The sequence below is a fragment of the Enterobacter sp. 5-4 genome (assembly GCF_000612205.1).
Taxonomy (GTDB): domain Bacteria; phylum Pseudomonadota; class Gammaproteobacteria; order Enterobacterales; family Enterobacteriaceae; genus Enterobacter; species Enterobacter roggenkampii.
Genome location: NZ_JFHW01000010.1, coordinates 58316 through 78235 on the forward strand (window position 1 = coordinate 58316; position 19920 = coordinate 78235).

The 19920-nt window shown below is 55.6% G+C and carries 23 protein-coding genes; 15 read left to right on the plus strand and 8 right to left on the minus strand.

Annotated features, from left to right (window positions below):
• The first annotated feature begins 351 nt into the window (after positions 1–351).
• From ulaA to AA74_RS0106490, 6 genes are read left to right on the plus strand one after another with little or no spacing between them, the layout of a single operon-like run.
• A complete protein-coding gene (ulaA, locus tag AA74_RS0106465; protein ID WP_021240705.1) occupies positions 352–1752 on the plus strand; it encodes a PTS ascorbate transporter subunit IIC in 1401 nt (466 codons plus the stop codon).
• A 12-nt stretch (positions 1753–1764) separates the two neighbouring features.
• Complete coding sequence (ulaB, locus tag AA74_RS0106470) at positions 1765–2070, plus strand: PTS ascorbate transporter subunit IIB (RefSeq protein WP_003856022.1); 306 nt, start codon at positions 1765–1767, stop codon at positions 2068–2070.
• A gap of 9 nt (positions 2071–2079) precedes the next feature.
• Positions 2080–2547 (plus strand): PTS ascorbate transporter subunit IIA, encoded by a 468-nt coding sequence (gene ulaC, locus AA74_RS0106475; RefSeq protein ID WP_003856024.1) that lies wholly within the window; start codon positions 2080–2082, stop codon positions 2545–2547.
• A gap of 12 nt (positions 2548–2559) precedes the next feature.
• Complete coding sequence (gene ulaD / locus AA74_RS0106480) at positions 2560–3210, plus strand: 3-keto-L-gulonate-6-phosphate decarboxylase UlaD (RefSeq protein ID WP_008502901.1); 651 nt, start codon at positions 2560–2562, stop codon at positions 3208–3210.
• Positions 3211–3219: 9 nt separating this feature from the next.
• Entirely contained in the window at positions 3220–4080 is an 861-nt protein-coding gene (locus AA74_RS0106485; protein ID WP_025911928.1) for an L-ribulose-5-phosphate 3-epimerase, read from the plus strand.
• Positions 4073–4759: an L-ribulose-5-phosphate 4-epimerase gene (locus AA74_RS0106490; protein WP_025911930.1), complete on the plus strand. Its 687-nt coding sequence runs from the start codon at positions 4073–4075 to the stop codon at positions 4757–4759. The genes AA74_RS0106485 and AA74_RS0106490 overlap by 8 nt, the downstream gene beginning before the upstream one ends.
• 140 nt (positions 4760–4899) lie before the next feature.
• Here AA74_RS0106490 and yjfY read toward each other — a convergent pair whose 3' ends face one another.
• Positions 4900–5175, minus strand: coding sequence for a DUF1471 family protein YjfY (yjfY, locus tag AA74_RS0106495; RefSeq protein ID WP_008502898.1), 276 nt, complete (start codon positions 5173–5175; stop codon positions 4900–4902).
• 341 nt (positions 5176–5516) lie between these two features.
• Here yjfY and rpsF point away from each other — a divergent pair, with 341 nt between their 5' ends.
• From rpsF to rplI, 4 genes are read left to right on the plus strand one after another with little or no spacing between them, the layout of a single operon-like run.
• Positions 5517–5912 carry a 30S ribosomal protein S6 gene (gene rpsF / locus AA74_RS0106500; RefSeq protein ID WP_008502896.1) on the plus strand — a complete coding sequence of 132 codons (396 nt, stop codon included), beginning with the start codon at positions 5517–5519 and terminating at the stop codon, positions 5910–5912.
• A gap of 6 nt (positions 5913–5918) precedes the next feature.
• Positions 5919–6233, plus strand: a complete 315-nt coding sequence (gene priB, locus AA74_RS0106505) for a primosomal replication protein N (RefSeq protein ID WP_008502895.1) — start codon at positions 5919–5921, stop codon at positions 6231–6233.
• A 4-nt stretch (positions 6234–6237) separates the two neighbouring features.
• Positions 6238–6465 (plus strand): 30S ribosomal protein S18, encoded by a 228-nt coding sequence (gene rpsR / locus AA74_RS0106510; RefSeq protein WP_000135199.1) that lies wholly within the window; start codon positions 6238–6240, stop codon positions 6463–6465.
• A 41-nt stretch (positions 6466–6506) separates the two neighbouring features.
• Complete coding sequence (gene rplI / locus AA74_RS0106515) at positions 6507–6956, plus strand: 50S ribosomal protein L9 (protein WP_008502894.1); 450 nt, start codon at positions 6507–6509, stop codon at positions 6954–6956.
• A 69-nt stretch (positions 6957–7025) separates the two neighbouring features.
• Here the strand turns inward: rplI and AA74_RS0106520 are convergent, their stop codons facing one another.
• Positions 7026–7670, minus strand: a complete 645-nt coding sequence (locus tag AA74_RS0106520) for an OapA family protein (protein ID WP_008502893.1) — start codon at positions 7668–7670, stop codon at positions 7026–7028.
• Positions 7671–7903: 233 nt separating this feature from the next.
• Here AA74_RS0106520 and fklB point away from each other — a divergent pair, with 233 nt between their 5' ends.
• On the plus strand, positions 7904–8524 hold the full coding sequence (gene fklB / locus AA74_RS0106525) for an FKBP-type peptidyl-prolyl cis-trans isomerase (protein ID WP_008502892.1): 621 nt from the start codon (positions 7904–7906) through the stop codon (positions 8522–8524).
• A gap of 312 nt (positions 8525–8836) precedes the next feature.
• Positions 8837–10246: a D-serine/D-alanine/glycine transporter gene (gene cycA, locus AA74_RS0106530; protein WP_008502891.1), complete on the plus strand. Its 1410-nt coding sequence runs from the start codon at positions 8837–8839 to the stop codon at positions 10244–10246.
• 86 nt (positions 10247–10332) lie between these two features.
• Here the strand turns inward: cycA and ytfE are convergent, their stop codons facing one another.
• Complete coding sequence (gene ytfE, locus AA74_RS0106535; RefSeq protein ID WP_025911934.1) at positions 10333–10995, minus strand: iron-sulfur cluster repair protein YtfE; 663 nt, start codon at positions 10993–10995, stop codon at positions 10333–10335.
• A gap of 244 nt (positions 10996–11239) precedes the next feature.
• Between ytfE and AA74_RS0106540 the strand changes: the two genes are divergently transcribed.
• Complete coding sequence (locus AA74_RS0106540) at positions 11240–12889, plus strand: methyl-accepting chemotaxis protein (protein ID WP_023293442.1); 1650 nt, start codon at positions 11240–11242, stop codon at positions 12887–12889.
• A gap of 87 nt (positions 12890–12976) precedes the next feature.
• Here the strand turns inward: AA74_RS0106540 and AA74_RS0106545 are convergent, their stop codons facing one another.
• The 3 genes from AA74_RS0106545 to AA74_RS0106555 all read right to left on the minus strand — a co-directional run bounded on the left by AA74_RS0106545 (position 12977) and on the right by AA74_RS0106555 (position 15772).
• Positions 12977–13942 (minus strand): DMT family transporter, encoded by a 966-nt coding sequence (locus tag AA74_RS0106545; protein WP_025911935.1) that lies wholly within the window; start codon positions 13940–13942, stop codon positions 12977–12979.
• 75 nt (positions 13943–14017) lie between these two features.
• Positions 14018–14842 (minus strand): AraC family transcriptional regulator, encoded by an 825-nt coding sequence (locus AA74_RS0106550; protein WP_025911937.1) that lies wholly within the window; start codon positions 14840–14842, stop codon positions 14018–14020.
• Between the two features lie 81 nt (positions 14843–14923).
• Positions 14924–15772 carry an SDR family oxidoreductase gene (locus AA74_RS0106555; protein WP_025911938.1) on the minus strand — a complete coding sequence of 283 codons (849 nt, stop codon included), beginning with the start codon at positions 15770–15772 and terminating at the stop codon, positions 14924–14926.
• Positions 15773–15856: 84 nt separating this feature from the next.
• Between AA74_RS0106555 and AA74_RS0106560 the strand changes: the two genes are divergently transcribed.
• On the plus strand, positions 15857–16243 hold the full coding sequence (locus AA74_RS0106560; RefSeq protein WP_008502885.1) for a helix-turn-helix domain-containing protein: 387 nt from the start codon (positions 15857–15859) through the stop codon (positions 16241–16243).
• Between the two features lie 91 nt (positions 16244–16334).
• On the opposite strand, the gene AA74_RS0106565 is transcribed toward AA74_RS0106560, so the two are convergent.
• The gene (locus AA74_RS0106565) at positions 16335–18278 is read right to left on the minus strand and encodes a bifunctional 2',3'-cyclic-nucleotide 2'-phosphodiesterase/3'-nucleotidase (protein ID WP_025911939.1); all 1944 of its coding nucleotides are present in this window, start codon (positions 18276–18278) and stop codon (positions 16335–16337) included.
• A gap of 190 nt (positions 18279–18468) precedes the next feature.
• Between AA74_RS0106565 and cysQ the strand changes: the two genes are divergently transcribed.
• On the plus strand, positions 18469–19209 hold the full coding sequence (gene cysQ, locus AA74_RS0106570) for a 3'(2'),5'-bisphosphate nucleotidase CysQ (RefSeq protein ID WP_025911941.1): 741 nt from the start codon (positions 18469–18471) through the stop codon (positions 19207–19209).
• Here the strand turns inward: cysQ and AA74_RS0106575 are convergent.
• Positions 19203–19760 (minus strand): YtfJ family protein, encoded by a 558-nt coding sequence (locus AA74_RS0106575; RefSeq protein WP_025911942.1) that lies wholly within the window; start codon positions 19758–19760, stop codon positions 19203–19205. The genes cysQ and AA74_RS0106575 overlap by 7 nt on opposite strands.
• Positions 19761–19920 lie beyond the last annotated feature (160 nt).

The following is a 19920-nucleotide window of genomic DNA, read 5'->3' on the forward strand; positions in this document are numbered from 1 at the left end:
CTCCTGGTTTTAATCAAAAGTAATCACATTGTGATTCGTTGTGATTAATGCTGGCACCATTTTACGCGCTTTGCAATAGCGAAAATGCGGAATTTTATCTGCTCAACGTCACAGACTCTCTGCTTGTTACTTGTTAGATTATCGCGCAATAAACATTAATTTCATGAATTATAAGGACTAATTTATTTCTTTTGTGCGGTAGTGAAAATCATTACTAACTGAAGGGAAATAAATTGCGTGATGCGTCACAAATAATCAAATTCAATCTTGTGGTGATTATTTGTGATTAATAGAGTGATGGCACCAACCGCACAGGGATTGCCCCTCGTGTTCTCATTTCTGGAGAGAGTTATGGAGATCCTCTACAACGTCTTTACCGTTTTCTTTAATCAGGTAATGACCAACGCCCCGCTGTTGCTGGGTATCGTGACGTGCCTGGGATATATCCTGCTGCGTAAAAGCGTCAGCGTGATTATTAAAGGCACCATCAAAACCATTATCGGTTTCATGCTGTTGCAGGCGGGGTCGGGCATACTGACCAGCACGTTTAAGCCAGTCGTTGCCAAAATGTCGGAAGTGTATGGCATTAATGGGGCTATCTCTGATACCTACGCCTCAATGATGGCGACCATCGATCGTATGGGCGATGCCTATAGCTGGGTAGGTTACGCCGTTCTGCTCGCGCTGGCGCTGAACATTATCTATGTTCTGCTGCGCCGCATTACCGGTATTCGCACCATCATGCTCACCGGGCACATTATGTTCCAGCAGGCGGGGCTGATTGCGGTTTCTCTCTATATCTTCGGTTACCCAATGTGGACCACGATTATCTGCACCGCGGTGCTGGTCTCGCTCTACTGGGGTATCACCTCCAACATGATGTACAAGCCAACCCAGATAGTGACCGACGGTTGCGGTTTTTCCATCGGTCACCAGCAACAGTTTGCTGCCTGGATTGCTTATAAAGTTGCGCCGTACCTGGGTAAAAAAGAAGAGAGTGTTGAAGACCTTAAGCTGCCTGGCTGGCTGAATATCTTCCATGACAACATCGTGTCGACCGCGATTGTGATGACCCTCTTCTTCGGCGCCATTCTGCTCTCCTTCGGTATTGATGTGGTGCAGGCGATGGCGGGGAAAACCCACTGGACGGTTTACATCCTGCAGACCGGTTTCTCTTTCGCCGTGGCTATTTTCATCATTACTCAGGGCGTGCGTATGTTCGTCGCCGAACTGTCTGAAGCTTTCAACGGTATCTCTCAGCGCCTGATTCCTGGCGCGGTACTGGCCATCGACTGTGCCGCTATCTATAGCTTCGCGCCAAACGCGGTGGTCTGGGGCTTTATGTGGGGCACCATCGGCCAGCTGATTGCGGTGGGCATCCTGGTCGGCTGCGGCTCCTCAATCCTGATTATTCCGGGCTTTATCCCGATGTTCTTCTCCAACGCCACCATCGGCGTATTCGCTAACCACTTCGGCGGCTGGCGCGCGGCGCTCAAGATCTGCCTGGTAATGGGCATGGTTGAAATCTTTGGCTGCGTGTGGGCGGTCAAGCTCACCGGTATGAGCGCCTGGATGGGCATGGCGGACTGGTCAATTCTGGCACCGCCGATGATGCAGGGTTTTGCCTCCATCGGACTGATCTTTATGGCCATCATCATCCTGATTGCTCTGGCTTATATGTTCTTCGCTGGCCGTTCGCTGCGAGCTGAAGAAGATGCGGAAAAACAAACAGCAGAAGTGTCTGCTCATTAAGGAGTTTCGATTATGACCGTACGTATCCTGGCTGTGTGTGGTAATGGGCAAGGCAGCTCCATGATCATGAAGATGAAAGTGGACCAGTTTTTAACCCAGTCCAACATCGACCACACGGTGAACAGCTGCGCAGTGGGTGAATACAAAAGTGAGCTGAACGGCGCGGACATCATCATCGCCTCTACTCATATCGCCGGCGAAATTAGTGTGTCGGGTAATAAATATGTGGTGGGCGTACGCAACATGCTGTCGCCTGCGGATTTCGGACCAAAACTGCTGGAAGTGATCAAAGAACACTTCCCACAAGACGTGAAGTAAGGACGCCACATGAAACTACGTGATTCGCTGGCAGAGAATAACTCCATCCTTTTACAGGCCGAAGCCAGTACCTGGCAGGAAGCGGTGAAGCTGAGTGTGGATCTGCTGGTTAAGGCTGACGTTGTCGAGCCGCGTTACTACCAGGCGATTCTGGATGGCGTGGCGCAGCATGGCCCTTACTTTGTGATTGCGCCAGGCCTGGCGATGCCGCATGGCCGCCCGGAAGAGGGCGTCAAGAAAACCGGCTTCGCGCTGGTGACGCTGAAAACGCCGCTGGTGTTTAACCACGAAGATAACGACCCGGTCGACATCCTTATCACTATGGCGGCTGTCGATGCCAATACCCACCAGGAGGTGGGCATCATGCAGATCGTCAATCTGTTTGATGACGAAGCCAATTTTGACCGTTTACGCGCCTGCCGCACCGCGCAGGACGTGCTGGATTTAATTGATAACGCCACTGCGGCGGCCGTTTAAGAGGAATTGAATATGTCATTACCCATGTTGCAAGTTGCGCTGGATAACCAAACGCTGTCTCACGCTTACGAAACCACCCGCCTGATTGCGGAAGAAGTGGACATCATTGAAGTGGGTACCATTCTGTGCGTGGGCGAAGGCGTTCGTGCGGTTCGTGACCTGAAAGCGCTCTATCCGCATAAAATCGTGCTGGCGGATGCCAAAATCGCCGACGCAGGCAAAATCCTCTCCCGCATGTGCTTCGAAGCCAACGCCGACTGGGTCACCGTGATCTGCTGTGCGGATATCAACACCGCCAAAGGCGCGCTGGACGTGGCAAAAGAGTTTAATGGCGACGTGCAGATTGAGCTGACCGGCTTCTGGACCTGGGAGCAGGCCCAGGAGTGGCGCGACGCGGGCATTCAGCAGGTGGTATATCACCGCAGCCGTGATGCCCAGGCCGCAGGTGTGGCGTGGGGCGAGGCGGATATCAGCGCCATCAAACGTCTGGCCGATATGGGTTTCAAAGTGACCGTCACTGGCGGTCTGGCGCTGGAAGATCTGCCGCTGTTCAAGGGCATTCCGATTCACGTCTTTATTGCCGGTCGCAGCATTCGTGATGCGGCGTCCCCGGTGGAAGCCGCGCGTCAGTTCAAACGCTCAATCGCTCAGCTTTGGGGCTAAGGAGCGGGTATGTTGTCAAAACAGGTCCCGCTTGGCATCTATGAAAAGGCACTCCCTGCGGGGGAGTGCTGGCTGGAGCGGTTACAGCTGGCGAAGCAGCTGGGTTTCGATTTTGTCGAAATGTCGGTGGATGAGACGGACGAGCGTCTTGCTCGCCTCGACTGGAGCCGCGAACAGCGCCTGGCACTGGTAAGCGCCATCGCGGAAACGGGCGTGCGCGTGCCATCCATGTGCCTGAGCGCTCACCGCCGTTTTCCGCTCGGCAGCGAAGATGATGCCGTGCGCGCGCAGGGGCTGGAGATCATGCGTAAAGCCATCCGCTTTGCGCAGGACGTGGGTATCCGCGTGATCCAGCTGGCGGGTTATGACGTTTACTATCAGGAAGCCAACAATGAAACGCGCCGTCGTTTCCGTGATGGTCTGAAAGAGAGCGTTGAGATGGCCAGCCGTGCGCAGGTCACGCTGGCAATGGAGATCATGGATTACCCGCTGATGAACTCCATCAGTAAGGCGCTGGGCTACGCGCACTATCTGAACAACCCGTGGTTCCAGCTTTATCCCGATATCGGCAACCTGTCGGCATGGGATAACGACGTGCAGATGGAGCTGCAGGCAGGCATAGGGCATATCGTGGCGGTGCACGTCAAAGATACCCGTCCTGGCGTGTTTAAAAACGTACCGTTCGGCACCGGGGTGGTGGATTTCGAACGGTGCTTCGAGACGCTCAAGCAGACAGGCTATTGCGGGCCTTACCTGATTGAGATGTGGAGCGAAACGTCGGACAACCCTGCTGCGGAAGTAGCAAAGGCGCGGGACTGGGTGCGCGAGCGTATGGCGCGCGCGGGATTACTGGAGGCTGAACATGCTTAAGCTTAAACAGCAGGTCTTTGAAGCCAACATGGATCTGCCCCGCTACGGCCTGGTCACCTTCACCTGGGGTAACGTCAGCGCTATCGATCGCGAGCAGGGGCTGATCGTGATTAAGCCGAGCGGTGTGGCGTATGACACCATGAAGGCTGACGATATGGTGGTGGTCGATCTTGAAGGAAACGTCGTTGACGGTAAATGGCGTCCTTCTTCGGACACGGCGACCCATCTGGCGCTGTATCGGCGTTATCCGTCCCTTGGCGGTGTGGTGCATACTCACTCCACGCACGCGACCGCCTGGGCACAGGCGGGGCTGGCGATTCCGGCGCTGGGCACGACACATGCGGACTACTTCTTTGGCGACATCCCCTGCACGCGCGCATTAACGCAGGATGAAGTGGAAGGAGAGTACGAGCTCAACACCGGAAAGGTGATTATCGACACGCTGGGAGAATGCGAGCCGCTGCATACGCCGGGGATTGTGGTGTATCAGCACGGCCCGTTCGCCTGGGGAAAAGATGCCCACGACGCCGTCCATAATGCGGTCGTCATGGAGGAAGTGGCACGTATGGCGTGGATTGCCCGCGGCATTAACCCACAGCTTCAGGGCATTGATGATTACCTGATGAACAAGCATTTCATGCGCAAGCATGGCCCGAATGCCTATTACGGGCAGAAGTGAATAAGTGCTCTGGAATACCGAAAAACAGTTGTAACCGGTGGTATTCCGGAGCCATTCACAAAAAAAGCCCCCGGGCAGGGGGCAACGTCAACTATGGCTATGTTCTCGTTGTTGGCTTTCCTGGTGCTAGCGTTAAGGCGTTATCGGTAAATATCTGCACTGGCGTGCATATTGCCGTTGCTGCCGGGCTCACGGATTAACATCACGTGGTAATAGGTTGCGCCCTGGGCGTCGGTCTCTTCATTTAGTGCCTGATCTGCTTCGCTTTCGGTGGCGAAATTATGATTAATATAGATTACGCCTAAGCTGTGCACATCATCCATGTTTCTGGCCTGTCGGCTGTCTATCTTGATGGCTGCCATCGCGTTTGCACTGAGCAAAAGCGCCGCCATTATGGCTAATGCGATTTTTTTCATGATATGCGCTCCACGACTGCGTGCTGTGAGAGGGGGGATGCTCCTTCTTCTGTTTCGGTTATCTCTGATTAAAGTGTAATCACTCCTCCGGCGGGGATGCGTGACCATTTCTGATGCAGTTGTTCAAAAAAACACCGCTTACGGGTGTGAGTAATTTTAAATCACCCACTTAGACCCGCTTCGCGCTTTGTGCGAATTATTTGTGCAATCAGCTTGAGTTTCCAGGGGCGCGCAAGTATTATGACGCGTCAATTTTTCAGCCGACCTTTAACACGTTCCTTGCCTCCCCGGGCCTCGGCTGACCCAGACAGGAGGCTGAATAATCCGTAAGGAGCAATTCGATGCGTCATTACGAAATCGTTTTTATGGTCCATCCTGACCAGAGCGAACAGGTTCCGGGTATGATCGAGCGCTACACTGGTGCAATCACTGCAGCAGCGGGCACGATCCACCGTCTGGAAGACTGGGGCCGCCGTCAGCTGGCTTATCCGATCAACAAACTGCACAAAGCACACTACGTTCTGATGAACGTTGAAGCGCCGCAGGAAGTGATCGATGAGCTGGAAACTAACTTCCGCTTCAACGATGCCGTTATCCGCAGCATGGTTATGCGTACCAAAAACGCAGTGACCGAAGCATCTCCGATGGTTAAAGCGAAAGACGAGCGCCGTGAGCGTCGCGATGATTTCGCAAACGAAACCGCAGATGATTCTGATGCTGGGGATTCTGAAGAGTAATTTCTGATGACCAACCGTCTGGCGTTGTCCGGCATCGTATGCAGGGCTCCCCTTCGAAAGGTCAGTCCATCAGGAATTCCGCATTGCCAGTTCGTGCTTGAGCATCGTTCTGTGCAAGAGGAAGCCGGGTTTCACCGGCAGGCGTGGTGCCAAATGCCCGTTATTATTAGCGGACACGAAAACCAGGCCATTACTCACAGTTTAACGGTCGGTAGTGCAGTAATCGTTCAGGGGTTCATCTCTTGCCACAAGGCAAAGAACGGTCTGAGCAAAATGGTTCTGCATGCCGAGCAGATTGATTTGATAGATTCTGGAGACTAGCCATATGGCACGTTATTTCCGTCGTCGCAAGTTCTGCCGTTTCACCGCGGAAGGCGTTCAAGAGATCGACTATAAAGATATCGCAACGCTGAAAAACTACATCACCGAAAGCGGTAAGATTGTCCCAAGCCGTATCACCGGTACTCGTGCAAAATATCAGCGTCAGCTGGCTCGCGCTATCAAACGCGCTCGCTACCTGTCCCTGCTGCCGTACACTGATCGTCATCAGTAATCGGGCACGGTCCATTAATACGACTTTAAGAGGATAAGGTAATGCAAGTTATTCTGCTTGATAAAGTAGCAAACCTGGGCAGCCTGGGTGATCAGGTAAACGTAAAAGCGGGTTACGCTCGTAACTTCCTGGTTCCACAGGGTAAAGCTGTTCCAGCTACCAAGAAAAACGTAGAGTTTTTCGAAGCACGTCGCGCTGAACTGGAAGCCAAACTGGCTGACGTTCTGGCGGCTGCTAACGCTCGCGCTGAAGCAATCAACGCACTGGGCACCGTTACCATCGCGTCCAAAGCTGGCGACGAAGGTAAACTGTTCGGTTCCATCGGTACCCGCGATATCGCTGATGCAGTTTCTGCAGCAGGCGTTAAAGTGGCTAAGAGCGAAGTTCGTCTGCCGAACGGCGTTCTGCGTACCACTGGTGAGCACGAAGTTGACTTCCAGGTTCACAGCGAAGTGTTCGCTAAACTGGTTGTTAACGTTGTAGCTGAGTAATTTTTTTACTCTGCTCACGTTGAAACGCCGGCCTTGTGCCGGCGTTTTGCTTTTTACAGAACCCCGCCCTTAACGTACCCTGATAAAGCTGCCGTCTGTCTGGCGGGTAAACAGCACCTGTTGTCCATTTCCGGTATCAATCGTTAATCCTGTCACCACCCCGCTGGCATTCTGGCGAATTTGCACCATCTGGCCATTCTGCAGGTTACTGAGCGGTTTACCCGCGCCTTCCACCTTCGCCATGGCATACACGTCTGTCGGCGGCAGGTTGTGGTCACGGAACAGCTGCGCCAGCGTTTTCCCCGGCTCTACGCGATAGGAACGCCACTGTTGCTCAATGCCGGTGGGCTGTTGGGTCTGAGGCTGAGACGGGGCGGCGGCCTGTTCCTGTGGCTGTTCGTCCTGAATCGGCTCTGGCTCAACCGGCGCGACCTGACCCGGATCGTTAGACGGGGTAACGAGCTGCGTCTGCATCGGCTGTGCGTCAGGCTGCGGTCGCGTTTGCGACTGAAGGTCCAGCTGAGCATTGCGGGTGACGGGGGCAGTATCAACATCATCGCCACCGGAAGGAAGCAGGAAGCCCACAATCACCATCAGCGCACCAATGATGATCCCTCTGCGATGCAGAGGAGGCAGCGGATCCATGATGCGAAAATTGTCCGGCGCCTGCCAGATTTTCGCCAGGGTAGGTTTCAGTTCAAATCGCCCGGGCATGGCACTCCTCCTGCTCCGCGTATTTTTTATCCTGTGCCCCGAAGTATAGTTTGCTAACTGCCTGAACGGCGTAGTAAACCCGACATCCGTGACATCAGTTCGGGATTAATCCTGGTTCTCTCTATTGTTTCTGTTTCGTCGCGGTTTGTCACCTTAACTTCAGACAAAGTTTTACCCATAAGGGCATGGCTGATATGCTGCCCGCTACTTTAAATGTGATGGAAGGAAAACCCATGACCACCCCGACTTTTGACACTATCGAAGCGCAGGCAAGTTACGGTATCGGCTTGCAGGTAGGACAGCAGCTGAGCGAATCCGGCCTGGAAGGTCTGTTACCTGAAGCGCTGGTGGCGGGTATCGCTGACGCGCTGGAAGGTAAACAGCCTGCCGTTCCGGTTGACGTTGTGCACCGTGCGCTGCGTGAAATCCACGAGCGTGCTGACGCCGTGCGTCGCGCGCGCTTTGAAGAGATGGCCGCCGAAGGTGTGAAATATCTGGAAGAGAACCGTGAGCGTGAAGGCGTGAACAGCACCGAGTCTGGTCTGCAGTTCCGCGTGATCAATCAGGGCGATGGCGCAATCCCGGCGCGTACCGACCACGTTCGCGTACACTACACCGGTAAGCTGATCGACGGTACCGTCTTCGACAGCTCCGTCGCGCGCGGCGAACCGGCTGAGTTCCCGGTGAATGGCGTTATCGCAGGCTGGATCGAAGCGCTGACCCTGATGCCAGTCGGTTCCAAATGGGAACTGACTATCCCGCACAACCTGGCTTACGGCGAGCGCGGCGCTGGCGCGTCCATCCCGCCATTCAGCACTCTGGTCTTTGAAGTCGAGCTGCTGGAAATTCTGTAATCGACTTTTCTTATTTCCTCTCCCCGGTTGGGGAGGGGAAAATAGCGTGAAAACCTATAGTTAAGTCGGAATCAATATTTTATCTTGCAAACGAAACTGTTGCGTGTATTTTTGTGAGCTGTTTCGCGCTGCATGAGTGATATGACACTCACTTTCAACATATTATTAACATAATATCTAAATCATAGTATTCATCCCGCCGATTCTTACCTAATATCGATTAGCCCTAACAAGGGAACGTCATTTTTTTGACGTATTTAAAGGCCAGAAGAGCCTTAACAACACAGACAGGCATAAACAGGAAAATATCACATGGTAGATCAGGTCAAAGTCGTCGCCGACGAAGAGGCGTCGTCTGAACAGTCGCTACGGCGCAATCTCACAAACCGTCATATCCAGCTCATTGCTATTGGGGGTGCCATCGGTACCGGGCTGTTTATGGGGTCAGGCAAAACCATCAGTCTCGCCGGACCGTCAATCATATTCGTTTATATGATTATCGGTTTTATGCTGTTCTTCGTGATGCGTGCAATGGGTGAGCTGCTGCTCTCGAACCTCGAATACAAATCCTTCAGCGACTTCGCTTCAGACCTGCTCGGGCCATGGGCGGGCTATTTCACCGGCTGGACCTACTGGTTCTGCTGGGTCGTGACCGGTATGGCGGACGTCGTGGCGATAACCGCCTATGCGCAGTTCTGGTTCCCCGGGCTGTCGGACTGGGTGGCCTCGCTGGCGGTTATTGTTCTGCTGCTGAGCCTGAACCTCGCCACCGTTAAAATGTTCGGTGAGATGGAGTTCTGGTTCGCGATGATCAAAATCGTGGCCATTGTCGGGCTCATCGTGGTGGGCCTGGTGATGGTGCTCACCCACTTCCAGTCACCAACCGGCGTTCAGGCGTCGTTTACCCATCTGTGGAATGATGGAGGCTGGTTCCCGAAAGGTATCAGCGGCTTCTTTGCCGGCTTCCAGATTGCGGTGTTCGCGTTTGTAGGGATTGAGCTTGTCGGAACGACCGCTGCGGAAACCAAAGATCCGGAGAAGTCTCTCCCGCGCGCCATCAACTCCATTCCGGTGCGTATCATCATGTTCTACGTCTTCGCGCTGATCATCATTATGTCCGTGACGCCGTGGAGCTCGGTGGTGCCAAGCAAGAGCCCGTTCGTTGAGCTGTTCGTGCTGGTGGGGCTGCCTGCGGCGGCGAGCCTGATTAACTTCGTGGTGCTGACCTCAGCGGCGTCTTCCGCGAACAGCGGCGTGTTCTCAACCAGCCGTATGCTGTTTGGTCTGGCGCAGGAAGGTGTGGCGCCGAGCGCGTTCGCCAAGCTGTCTAAGCGTGCGGTACCTGCGAAAGGGCTGACCTTCTCCTGCATGTGCCTGCTGGGCGGCGTGGTGATGCTCTACGTAAACCCAAGCGTGATTGGCGCGTTCACCATGATTACCACGGTCTCAGCGATCCTGTTTATGTTCGTCTGGACCATCATCCTCTGTTCCTATCTGGTGTACCGCAAACAGCGCCCACACCTGCATGAAAAATCGATCTACAAGATGCCGCTGGGCAAGCTGATGTGCTGGGTGTGCATGGCGTTCTTCGTCTTCGTGCTGGTTCTGCTGACGCTGGAAGATGATACCCGTCAGGCGCTGATCGTCACGCCGCTGTGGTTTATCGCGCTGGGGCTGGGCTGGATGTTTATCGGTAAGAAACGGATGGCTGGCATGCGTTAAGCATGTTGCCGGGTGGCGCTGACGCTTACCCGGCCTACGTTCGAGGACCTTGCAGGCCCGGTAAGCGCTAGCGCCACCGGGCTTTTTTATTCCCCCGCTAATGCCCGCGGGAACAGAACGTTGTTCTCAAGGCTGATGTGTTCCATCAGGTCGTCAATCATCACGTTAATGCCGTTGTACATCGCTTTCCACGTTGTGCACGCTTCTGGCGGCGGCGTGACGTTGTGGGTGGTGTGTTTGATCACTTCCAGCAGTTCGCCCGCGTCATCATGCTCGCTTTCCATCACGCTGATGGGCCCCATCGCCTGGCTTCCCATTCCCTGTTTAATCATCGGGAAGAGGATCTGTTCTTCTTTCATCATGTGGCTGGAAAGCTCTTCGTGCAGCAGGGTCAGGTATTTCGCCAGACCGCGCGGTACGGAAGGTTTGTCGGCATGAACGCGCTCGACTTTGGTCGCCTGCAGGATCAGCTCAGGCAGCTGTTCACGGTGACGGTCATGGTAACGCACGATGATATGGTCGATGATTTCCGCGAGCGGAGCGGTTCGCCAGTCTTTGTCGACGGGCTGCTCGGCCAGCTTCGCCAGCTCGGCTTCAATCACCTCAACGTTCAGCTCTTTGCGTAAGGCCGCCCGTGCCAGGGTTTGCTTACCGCCGCAGCAGTAGTCCATATCGTATTTGCGAAAAAGCGCAGAAGCGCGAGGAATGGAGAGCGCCAGCTCGCCCAGGGGTTGGTCGCGAAAGGCCATAGCAGTTACCTCATCATCAATAATATAAGATGCATATTAAATGCATCTTATAAACGACGCTATAACCCTTTAGAGGGACGGGTAAAAGTGAGATGCAGATCACAAAAAAATATCCGATTTAACTCTCTGAATGGGTTCAGGAAAGTGGTTTCGAAACTTTTTAAAGGTGGAGAAACAGTAAACAACCCGCTGCACCTGCCGATATATCCACGTCAGACAAACCTGCATATAACAAAGGCAACGCATGTTTAAACGTATAAAAGTCATTACCCTTCTGATTTCGGTGCTGCTTGTGCTCGGCATCATGCAAGTGATTTCCGCCGGTATCTTTATCAACGCCCTGAATAACGATAAAGACAACTTTACCGTGTCGCAGCTCTCCAGCAAGAACGTGGCGGAGTTTACCGATGCGTGGATCAGTCTGAACCAGGCGCGCGTCACCCTGAACCGCGGGATGCTGCGCCTGCAAAGCAGCATGGCCTCGCAAATTAACGGCGGTCAGCTGAATGAGCTGGTGACCACGGCGAAAAATCTGCTGACTGAAGCCCAGGTTCATTACGATAAATACTATGCCTTGCCGAATACGCCAGGCCTGGATGAGAACCTGACCAACCAACTCGAAGAGCAGTACCGCATTTACTCTGCAACGCTGACGCAAATGAATGTTCTGCTGAGCCAGGGCAATCTGGAAGATATGTTCAAGCAGAATGCCGAACAAAAACAGAATGCGATGCAGACGGTTTATCGTGAATGGCGTGAAGCGCAGGCCGCGCTCACGGATAAAGGCATTCAGGATAACGAAAGTGATTACAAACGCATCCTGTGGATCCTCTCTGCGGTCATGCTGCTGGTGATCGTGGTGATTATCTCCAGCTGGATTGCGATGCGCCGCGTGCTGCTGCTGCCGCTGGAAGAGGTGATCAACCATATTCGCGCCATTGCGGCAGGCGATCTCACCCAGCCGATTCAGGCCGACGGAAAAAATGAAATGGCCATCCTGGCGCGCAACGTGCAGGAGATGCAAACTTCGCTGGCGAACACCGTGGGCGTAGTGCGTGAAGGCGCAGATACCATTTACACCGGTGCAGGCGAAATCTCCGCAGGCAGTAACGATCTCTCTTCCCGTACCGAGCAGCAGGCCGCGTCTCTGGAAGAGACGGCAGCCAGCATGGAGCAGCTGACGGCTACCGTGAAGCAGAACGCCGATAACGCGCGTCAGGCTTCCCGTCTGGCGCTGGATGCCTCCTCAACGGCGAAGAAGGGCGGTAACGTGGTGGAAGGCGTCGTGCGGACGATGGACGAAATCGCCACCAGCTCCAGCAAAATCGCGCAAATTACCAACGTGATCGACGGGATTGCCTTCCAGACGAATATTCTGGCGCTGAACGCGGCGGTGGAAGCGGCCCGTGCAGGCGAGCAGGGCCGTGGTTTTGCGGTGGTGGCAGGGGAAGTGCGTACCCTTGCGCAGCGCAGCGCTCAGGCGGCGAAAGAGATCAAAGCGCTGATCGATGACTCCGGCGAACGCGTGAACGCGGGCTCGCAGCTGGTTAACGAAGCCGGGGCCACGATGGCTGAGATCGTCAATGCGGTTACCCGCGTCACCGACATTATGGGCGAAATTGCTTCGGCCTCTGACGAGCAGAGCCGCGGTATCGACCAGGTGGGCCAGGCGGTAGCCGAGATGGACCGCGTGACCCAGCAGAACGCCTCGCTGGTGGAGGAGTCTGCGGCCGCGGCGGCGGCGCTGGAAGATCAGGCTGCACGCCTGAACGAAGCGGTGGCGGTGTTCAAAATTACCCGCAACCAGGCGGTCAAAGCGGCGCCGGTAAAAACCTATGTGCCAAAAGCGCAGCCTGTCGCGGCGGCGTCTGAAGCAAACTGGGAAACGTTTTAACATCATGCCGGGTGGCGCTGGCGCTTACCCGGCCTACGAAACGGCTCCTTGTAGGCCGGGTAAGGCGGAGCCGCCACCCGGCAAATATCACACCTCCGATGCCGGAACAACCCTCGGTTTTTCCGGCTTCGCTCTCACCGCCATCACTACCCCCACAACCAGCAGCACGATCCCGCAGGCCGTGAACAACGGCGGCACGCTCTGGCGCATCAGGAAGGTATAAAGCAGTCCGGCCAGGGTTTCGAAGACAATCAGCGGCCCTAAGATCACCGTCGGCAGCTTCTGGCTGGCAATGTTCCAGCACAGCGCGCCCACCCATGAGCACAGCACCGCGATCGCAACCATCAGGCCAATGAACACCCACGGTCTTGGCCCGAAGGGCTGGGCGAAGTCCGGCTGCTGATGGCCCAGCCAGAGGCATGCGCCGAGATACCCCACGACGGATACGGGCAGAGTGACCAGCGCCTGCGCCGTCGCCCACATCATCGGGTGCTTGTCCGGGTTCTCACGCAGCCAGCGCGCGTTGCGCAGGGCATACCATGCCCAGCACGCCACGGAAATGAACGCCAGCAGAATGCCAGAACCGTACCGCCACAGGTCAACATCGCCCTGCCCATGGCGCAGCTCGGCAATATTAACGCATATCAGCCCCAGGGCGGTGCAGACCAGCGCCGGGGCCATTTTTGACCACGCCAGTTTGCCATCGCGGTGGCTGTAGAGCAGGTTAGCAAAGACGGGGATGACGACCGGCAGCGTGCCGATAATCATGGTCGATACCGGCGCACCGGTACGCTGAATGGCACTCGCGAGGCAAACGTAATAGATAAGATTGCCCATCATGGTCAGCGCCAGTGCGGTCCCCCAGTCCTGACGGCTGAGCTGGCGCAAGCGCGCGCGTCCCAGCCACGCCAGGGGCAGGGCAATCAGCCCCAGCGCCAGATAACGTCCGGTCGACTGCAATATTGCCGGATACTCGGGCACGATCAGCGGGCCGACGAAAATCAGTCCCCACATCATCCCGGCCAGCAGGGCATACAACACTCCACTAATCATTTTTCCATCCACAGGTATTTACGCTGTAGTCAGTGTAGGAGGGGCAAATGCGCGCGTATTGTATGAGATTGCGCATTAGCGCCGGGTGACCTGCTTCTGGTAGCGCACGGGCGTAATGCCGTAGCGGTGGGTAAACGCGCGGGTCAAATGCGACTGATCGGTCAGCCCGGTTGCGGCGGCAACCTCTGCGGCGGGCATGCCGTGGGTGAGAAACGCTTTGGCGCGCCAGAGTCGAATGGCCATCAGCATCTGATGCGGCGTCACGTGAAAATAGGCTTTGAACTGGCGCTGGAAATGATACGGGCTGAGCGAGACGACGCTGGCCAGCTCGTCCAGCGTCAGGGCGCGCATATAGTTGTCGTGCAGGTACTCGCGTACCCGTTCGAAGCGGTGCGCGCCTTCCTGGACCCGTGGCGCGTGGTGGGCAAACGGCTGGAAGGTCTCAATCAGATCCAGCAGTAATCCTTTTTGCGCAAGCGGATCGTCAGTGTGCCACAAGCCGTAAATAAGCCTGCCGATTTGCTGTGAGCGCAACGGGTCATGACGGGTCACGTCGCTGAACCACCAGTGTCGGAGGCCGGTCACCTCTTCCAGCAGATCGGGTTCGATATAGACCATCCGGTAGCGCCAGCCGCCCTCGGTGGCGGATTCGCCGGTGTGGATCTCGTCCGGGTTCATGGTAACGACGGATTTCTCCGCCGCGAGATGCTGGCTGCCGCGATAGCGAAAGCGTTCGGCACCGGTTTCAATCGTGCCGATGCCGAAGGCTTCATGGGTGTGAGGCTCAAAGGCGTAGTCAGAAATATGCGCGTGATACAGCTCCAGGCCCGGCAGCTGCGCCAGATGGCGAAAGCGCGCGCTGTCTCTTTCATCATTAAACTGTTCCGGTACGCCTTGCACGGTGAGCCTCCTTGTGGGTCATCTTTTCATTATCAAAGATGACCCGAGGGGATGCCACAAAAAATAACCATCCCGTAACAATTACAGAATGGCTTTAATGCTCTCCGCCAGCGTAGTGGTTGGGCGCCCGATCAGTTTGCTCAGCGTATGGCTGTCGTCAAAGAGCCCGCCTTTGGAGGCCCCGATATCGGAGTCCGCCAGCATATCGGCCAGCCCGGCAGGCAGGCCGACGCTCTTCAGCGCGGCAGCAAAATCCGCTTCGCTGAGATTCTGGTAGGTGACCGGCTTTCCGCTCTGTTTGCTGAGTTCAGCCGCCAGTTCGCTCAGCGTCCAGCCGTGGTCGCCCGCCAGTTCATACACCTTGCCCGCATGGCCCTCTTCAGCAATCACTTTCGCTGCCGCCGCGGCATAGTCTGCGCGGGTGGCAGAGGCAATTTTGCCTTCGCCTGCCGCACCAATAAACACGCCGTGTTCCAGCGCAGGCGGCGCGCTCGCCAGATAGTTTTCGGTATACCAGCCGTTGCGCAGCAGGGCATAAGGAATGCCGGACGCCGCCAGCGCTTTTTCAGTGGCAACGTGTTCAACGTGCAGACCGAGCGGCGAGGTATCCGCATGCAGCAGGCTGGTGTAGGCGATAAATTTCACCCCTGCCGCTTTGGCGGCGTTAATCACGTTCTGGTGCTGGGCCGCGCGCTGGCCGACTTCGCTGGACGAGATCAGCAGCAGCTTATCCACGCCGTTCAGCGCGGCGGTGAATGCGGCTTCATCCGTGTAGTCCGCCTGACGAACCACAATTCCCTGCTGGCTTAAGGCTTCAGCTTTTGCCGGGTTACGTACGATGGCCACAATCTGGTTAGCCGGTACGGTGTTCAACAGCTGTTCGATAACGAGATGGCCAAGCTGGCCGGTGGCGCCGGTAATCGCGATCATGATGAATCTCCTTCGTGTTTATCTGGTGTTGTGGCACACTAGCACCATAGCTAACTTTTAGTAAGTACGTACAAAAAGGTAAGTATGAAAACAACGATACCGACGCTCAGCGAACAATTGCGCGATGGCAATCTCTTCGCGGAACAGTGCCCTTCACGAGAGGTGCTCAAACACGTTACCAGCCGCTGGGGGGTACTGATTCTGCTGGCGCTGCGCCAGGGAACGCATCGCTTTAGCGATCTGCGCCGTAAAATGGGCGGGGTGAGCGAAAAGATGCTGTCCCAGTCGCTTCAGGCGCTCGAGCAGGACGGGTTTGTCGATCGCGTATCGTACCCGGTTGTGCCGCCGCACGTAGAGTATAGCCTGACCCCGATGGGGATCGAGGTCAGCGAGAAAGTCGCCGCGCTGGCGGACTGGATTGAGGTGAATACGCCGAAGGTGATGGCGAATCGGGACGATCGCGCGGCGTAAAAGCCGGGTGGCGGCTTCGCCTTACCCGGCCTACCCATAATCTTCCATCCCGTAGGCCGGGTAAGCGAAGCGCCACCCGGCACAATCGCCGCTACTTACTTAAATCCAGGTGATAAATCGCGAACCCAATATCATCCGTCGCCACCTGTTTCATCGGATACTGCGCCTTCTCCTTAATAAACGCGGCTGCCTTCTCGGACGGTGACGTTTCAAAGCGGATATCCAGCGGCGTATCGCTGTGGATCGGCGCCAGACGCCAGTTGTTATCCACCGCCGGATGAATTTCGCCGGCCTTTTTCGACTCCGCGCTGATCCACGCCGCCAGCACAGAGCGGTTCTCGTCCGGCGAGGCAAAGGCGATGTGGCCATCTCCCGTACCGGCAAACTTACCGCCGTAGGCACGGTAGTTATTGGTCACCACCAGGAAAGTGGCATTCGGATCGATCGCCTTGCCGTTGAAGGTCAGGTTTTTAATGCGCTCCGCCTGCGGGTTGATCGCCTGACACTCGCCGTCATATTTCGCCGGCTGGGTGACGTCAATCTGGTAGTTCACGCCGTCGATCACGTCGAAGTTGTAGGTGCGGAAGCCGTCCCAGTTAATCAGCGACTGCGGCTTGCTGCTGTGTGGGTCAATCTGGTTAAACTGTCCGGCAGAACACTCCAGCCACTCTTTTACCTCTTTCCCGGTGGCTTTAACCACCACCAGCGTATTCGGGTAGAGATAGAGATCGGCGGCATTACGGAAGGTGAGCTGGCCCTTTTCGACCTCCACATAGCTTGCCGGGTCATTCTTACGTCCGCCCACTTTGAATGGCGCTGCGGCGGAGAGCACCGGCAGTTTCGCCAGATCCGGATCGCCCTGCACAAAGTGTTCGGCATAGGCTTTCTGCGCCATGTTGACGACCTGGACGGTCGGATCGTCCTGCACCAGCGCCAGGAAGCTGTACATGCTGTCGGCGGATTTGCCGATCGGCTTGCTGACGAATTCGCGCGTGGCGTCGTGATCGTGATTCAGCACGTCGACCAGTTTTTTATCTTCCGCGGCCAGCGATTTTTTCGCTGCCGCGTCGTAAATTGGGCGCGCTTCGGCTTTTGACTGCGTGACCTTCCAGCGGCCGCCGTCGTTATTCAGCACCAGATCCACCACGCCAAGATGGTCGCCCCACATGCCCGGCATCACCGACGGCACGCCGTTAAGCGTCCCTTTCTCAATATCCGCCCCTTTAATGCTGGCAAAGTCTTTGCCCGGGAAGACCGCGTGGGCGTGGCCGAACAGGATCGCATCGACGCCCGGGACCTCACTCAGGTAGTAAACGGAGTTTTCTGCCATGGCCTGGTATGGATCGGCGGAGAGGCCCGAGTGGGCGACAACGACCACCAGATCGGCACCTTTCTCACGCATTTCCGGCACGTATTTGCGCGCGGTTTCGGTGATGTCGTTAACGGTCACCTTACCGTCGAGGTTGGCCTTATCCCACGTCATGATTTGCGGCGGGACAAAACCGATATAGCCGATTTTCAGCGTCTGTTTTTTCCCGTCCTGATCGACAACCTCAGTCTCTTTAATCAGGTAAGGCGTAAAAAGCGGCTTTTGGGTCTTAACGTCGATGATATTGGCGTTAACGTACGGGAATTTTGCGCCTGCCAGGGCATCATGCAGGTATGTCAGACCGTAGTTGAATTCATGGTTGCCGAGGTTACCGACGGTATAGTCCAGGGTGTTCATCGCTTTATAAACAGGATGGATCTCGCCTTTTTTCAGCCCCCTGGTCGCCATGTAATCCCCGAGCGGACTGCCCTGAATCAGATCGCCGTTATCGACCAGCACGCTATTTTTCACTTCGCCGCGTGCGGCATTGATCAAACTCGCCGTGCGTACCAGTCCGAATTTTTCCGTCGGGGTATCTTTGTAGTAATCGAAATCCATCATGTTGCTGTGCAGATCGGTCGTTTCCAGAATACGTAAATCGACCGTCGCTGCCTGCACGCTCGCCGCAATCAGCGTCGCCAGGAGCGTTGCGCTAAACTTAATCATCAGAAGAGTCCTTTTTTCGATCCAGGCCACAAAAGAGTATGTATCTATAACGTGTTGCTTACATAAATGTGAATCCTGACAGAAAAAAGCAACCTGAAACCGGAATTGCTTCACAGATAGCGGAATTGTTCACATTACGATATAACTAAAACAAAGAGTTAACCTCACTGCGTTAACAAAGAGGTGGAAAATGCTAGATAAAATTTGTCAGCTCGCACGGGATGCGGGGGATGCCATCATGCAGGTGTATGACGGTAGTAAACCCATGGAGGTTGTCAGCAAAGCGGACGACTCTCCGGTCACGGCGGCAGATATCGCGGCGCATAAGGTGATCCTGAAAGGGTTACAGGCCTTAACGCCGGACATCCCCGTCCTGTCAGAAGAAGCGCCGCAAAGCTGGGAAGAGCGCCAGCACTGGCAGCGCTACTGGCTGGTGGACCCCCTGGACGGGACAAAAGAGTTCATCAAGCGTAACGGTGAATTCACCGTCAATATCGCCCTGATTGAGAAGGGTAAAGCGGTGCTGGGCGTGGTCTACGCGCCGGTCATGAAGGTGATGTACAGCGCTGCGGAAGGAAAGGCGTGGAAGGAAGAGTGCGGCGTGCGCAAGCAGATCCAGGTGCGCGACGCGCGTCCGCCGCTGGTGGTGATTAGCCGCTCGCACAGCGACAGCGAGCTGCAGGAGTATCTGCAGCAGCTGGGTGAACACCGGACCACCTCGATTGGCTCATCGCTGAAATTCTGCCTGGTGGCGGAAGGACAAGCTCAGCTCTATCCCCGCTTTGGGCCGACGAACGTCTGGGACACCGCCGCCGGGCATGCCGTTGCCGCGGCCGCCGGGGCGCACGTTCATGACTGGCAGGGTAAGCCGCTGGACTACACCCCGCGCGAATCCTTCCTCAACCCCGGCTTCCGCGTCTCTCTTTATTGAGCCAGCAGCTTATGCAGCAGGTCGACAACCTGCTGCACCTCTTCCTGGGTCAGCGCCCCGTCTTTCACCCACTGTACGCGGCCGTTCTTATCCAGGACGACAATCGCAGAGCTCTCTTCCTCCAGCTGCCAGGCCTTACGGGTGACGCCGTTGCTGTCGACGATAAACTGCGACCACGGGTAGAGCTTTTTATTGCTCTCAAGGCTTGAACGCACAAACATCCCGGAGCCCGGAATGGCGTCATCGGTATTCACGATCGTGGTGGTCTGGTAACGATCGTGTGGGAATTTTGCCGCCTTGATCGCCTCCACCAGGTTGGCATTTTTCTCTTTTGCAGATGTACGACCGGCAATATGTTGTACAACTCTCACTTTGCCCGCGAGCTGCGCGCTATTCCAGGCTTTGTAGCTAAACTTATCATTGTCGAGAATCAATTCTCCCCGGTCAGCAATGCCGACTGGCGGTACACGTTGTCCTTTTTCAATGTTGTGAGCACAAGCCCACAGGGGCAGCAGCAGGCAGGCTGCTGCAAGGATAGTACGTAGGGTCATGGCGTTTCCTTATTGTTTGCAGGTGATCCGACCACTTGGTCATGCACTTTTAATGATAAGTGCGATCAATGTGGTTTTCCCGCAATCCCGATGCCACTTTGCGGGTGAACGCACATATCCATGAAAAAACGACGGCTTATACTGCGCTCAGTCACGCTTT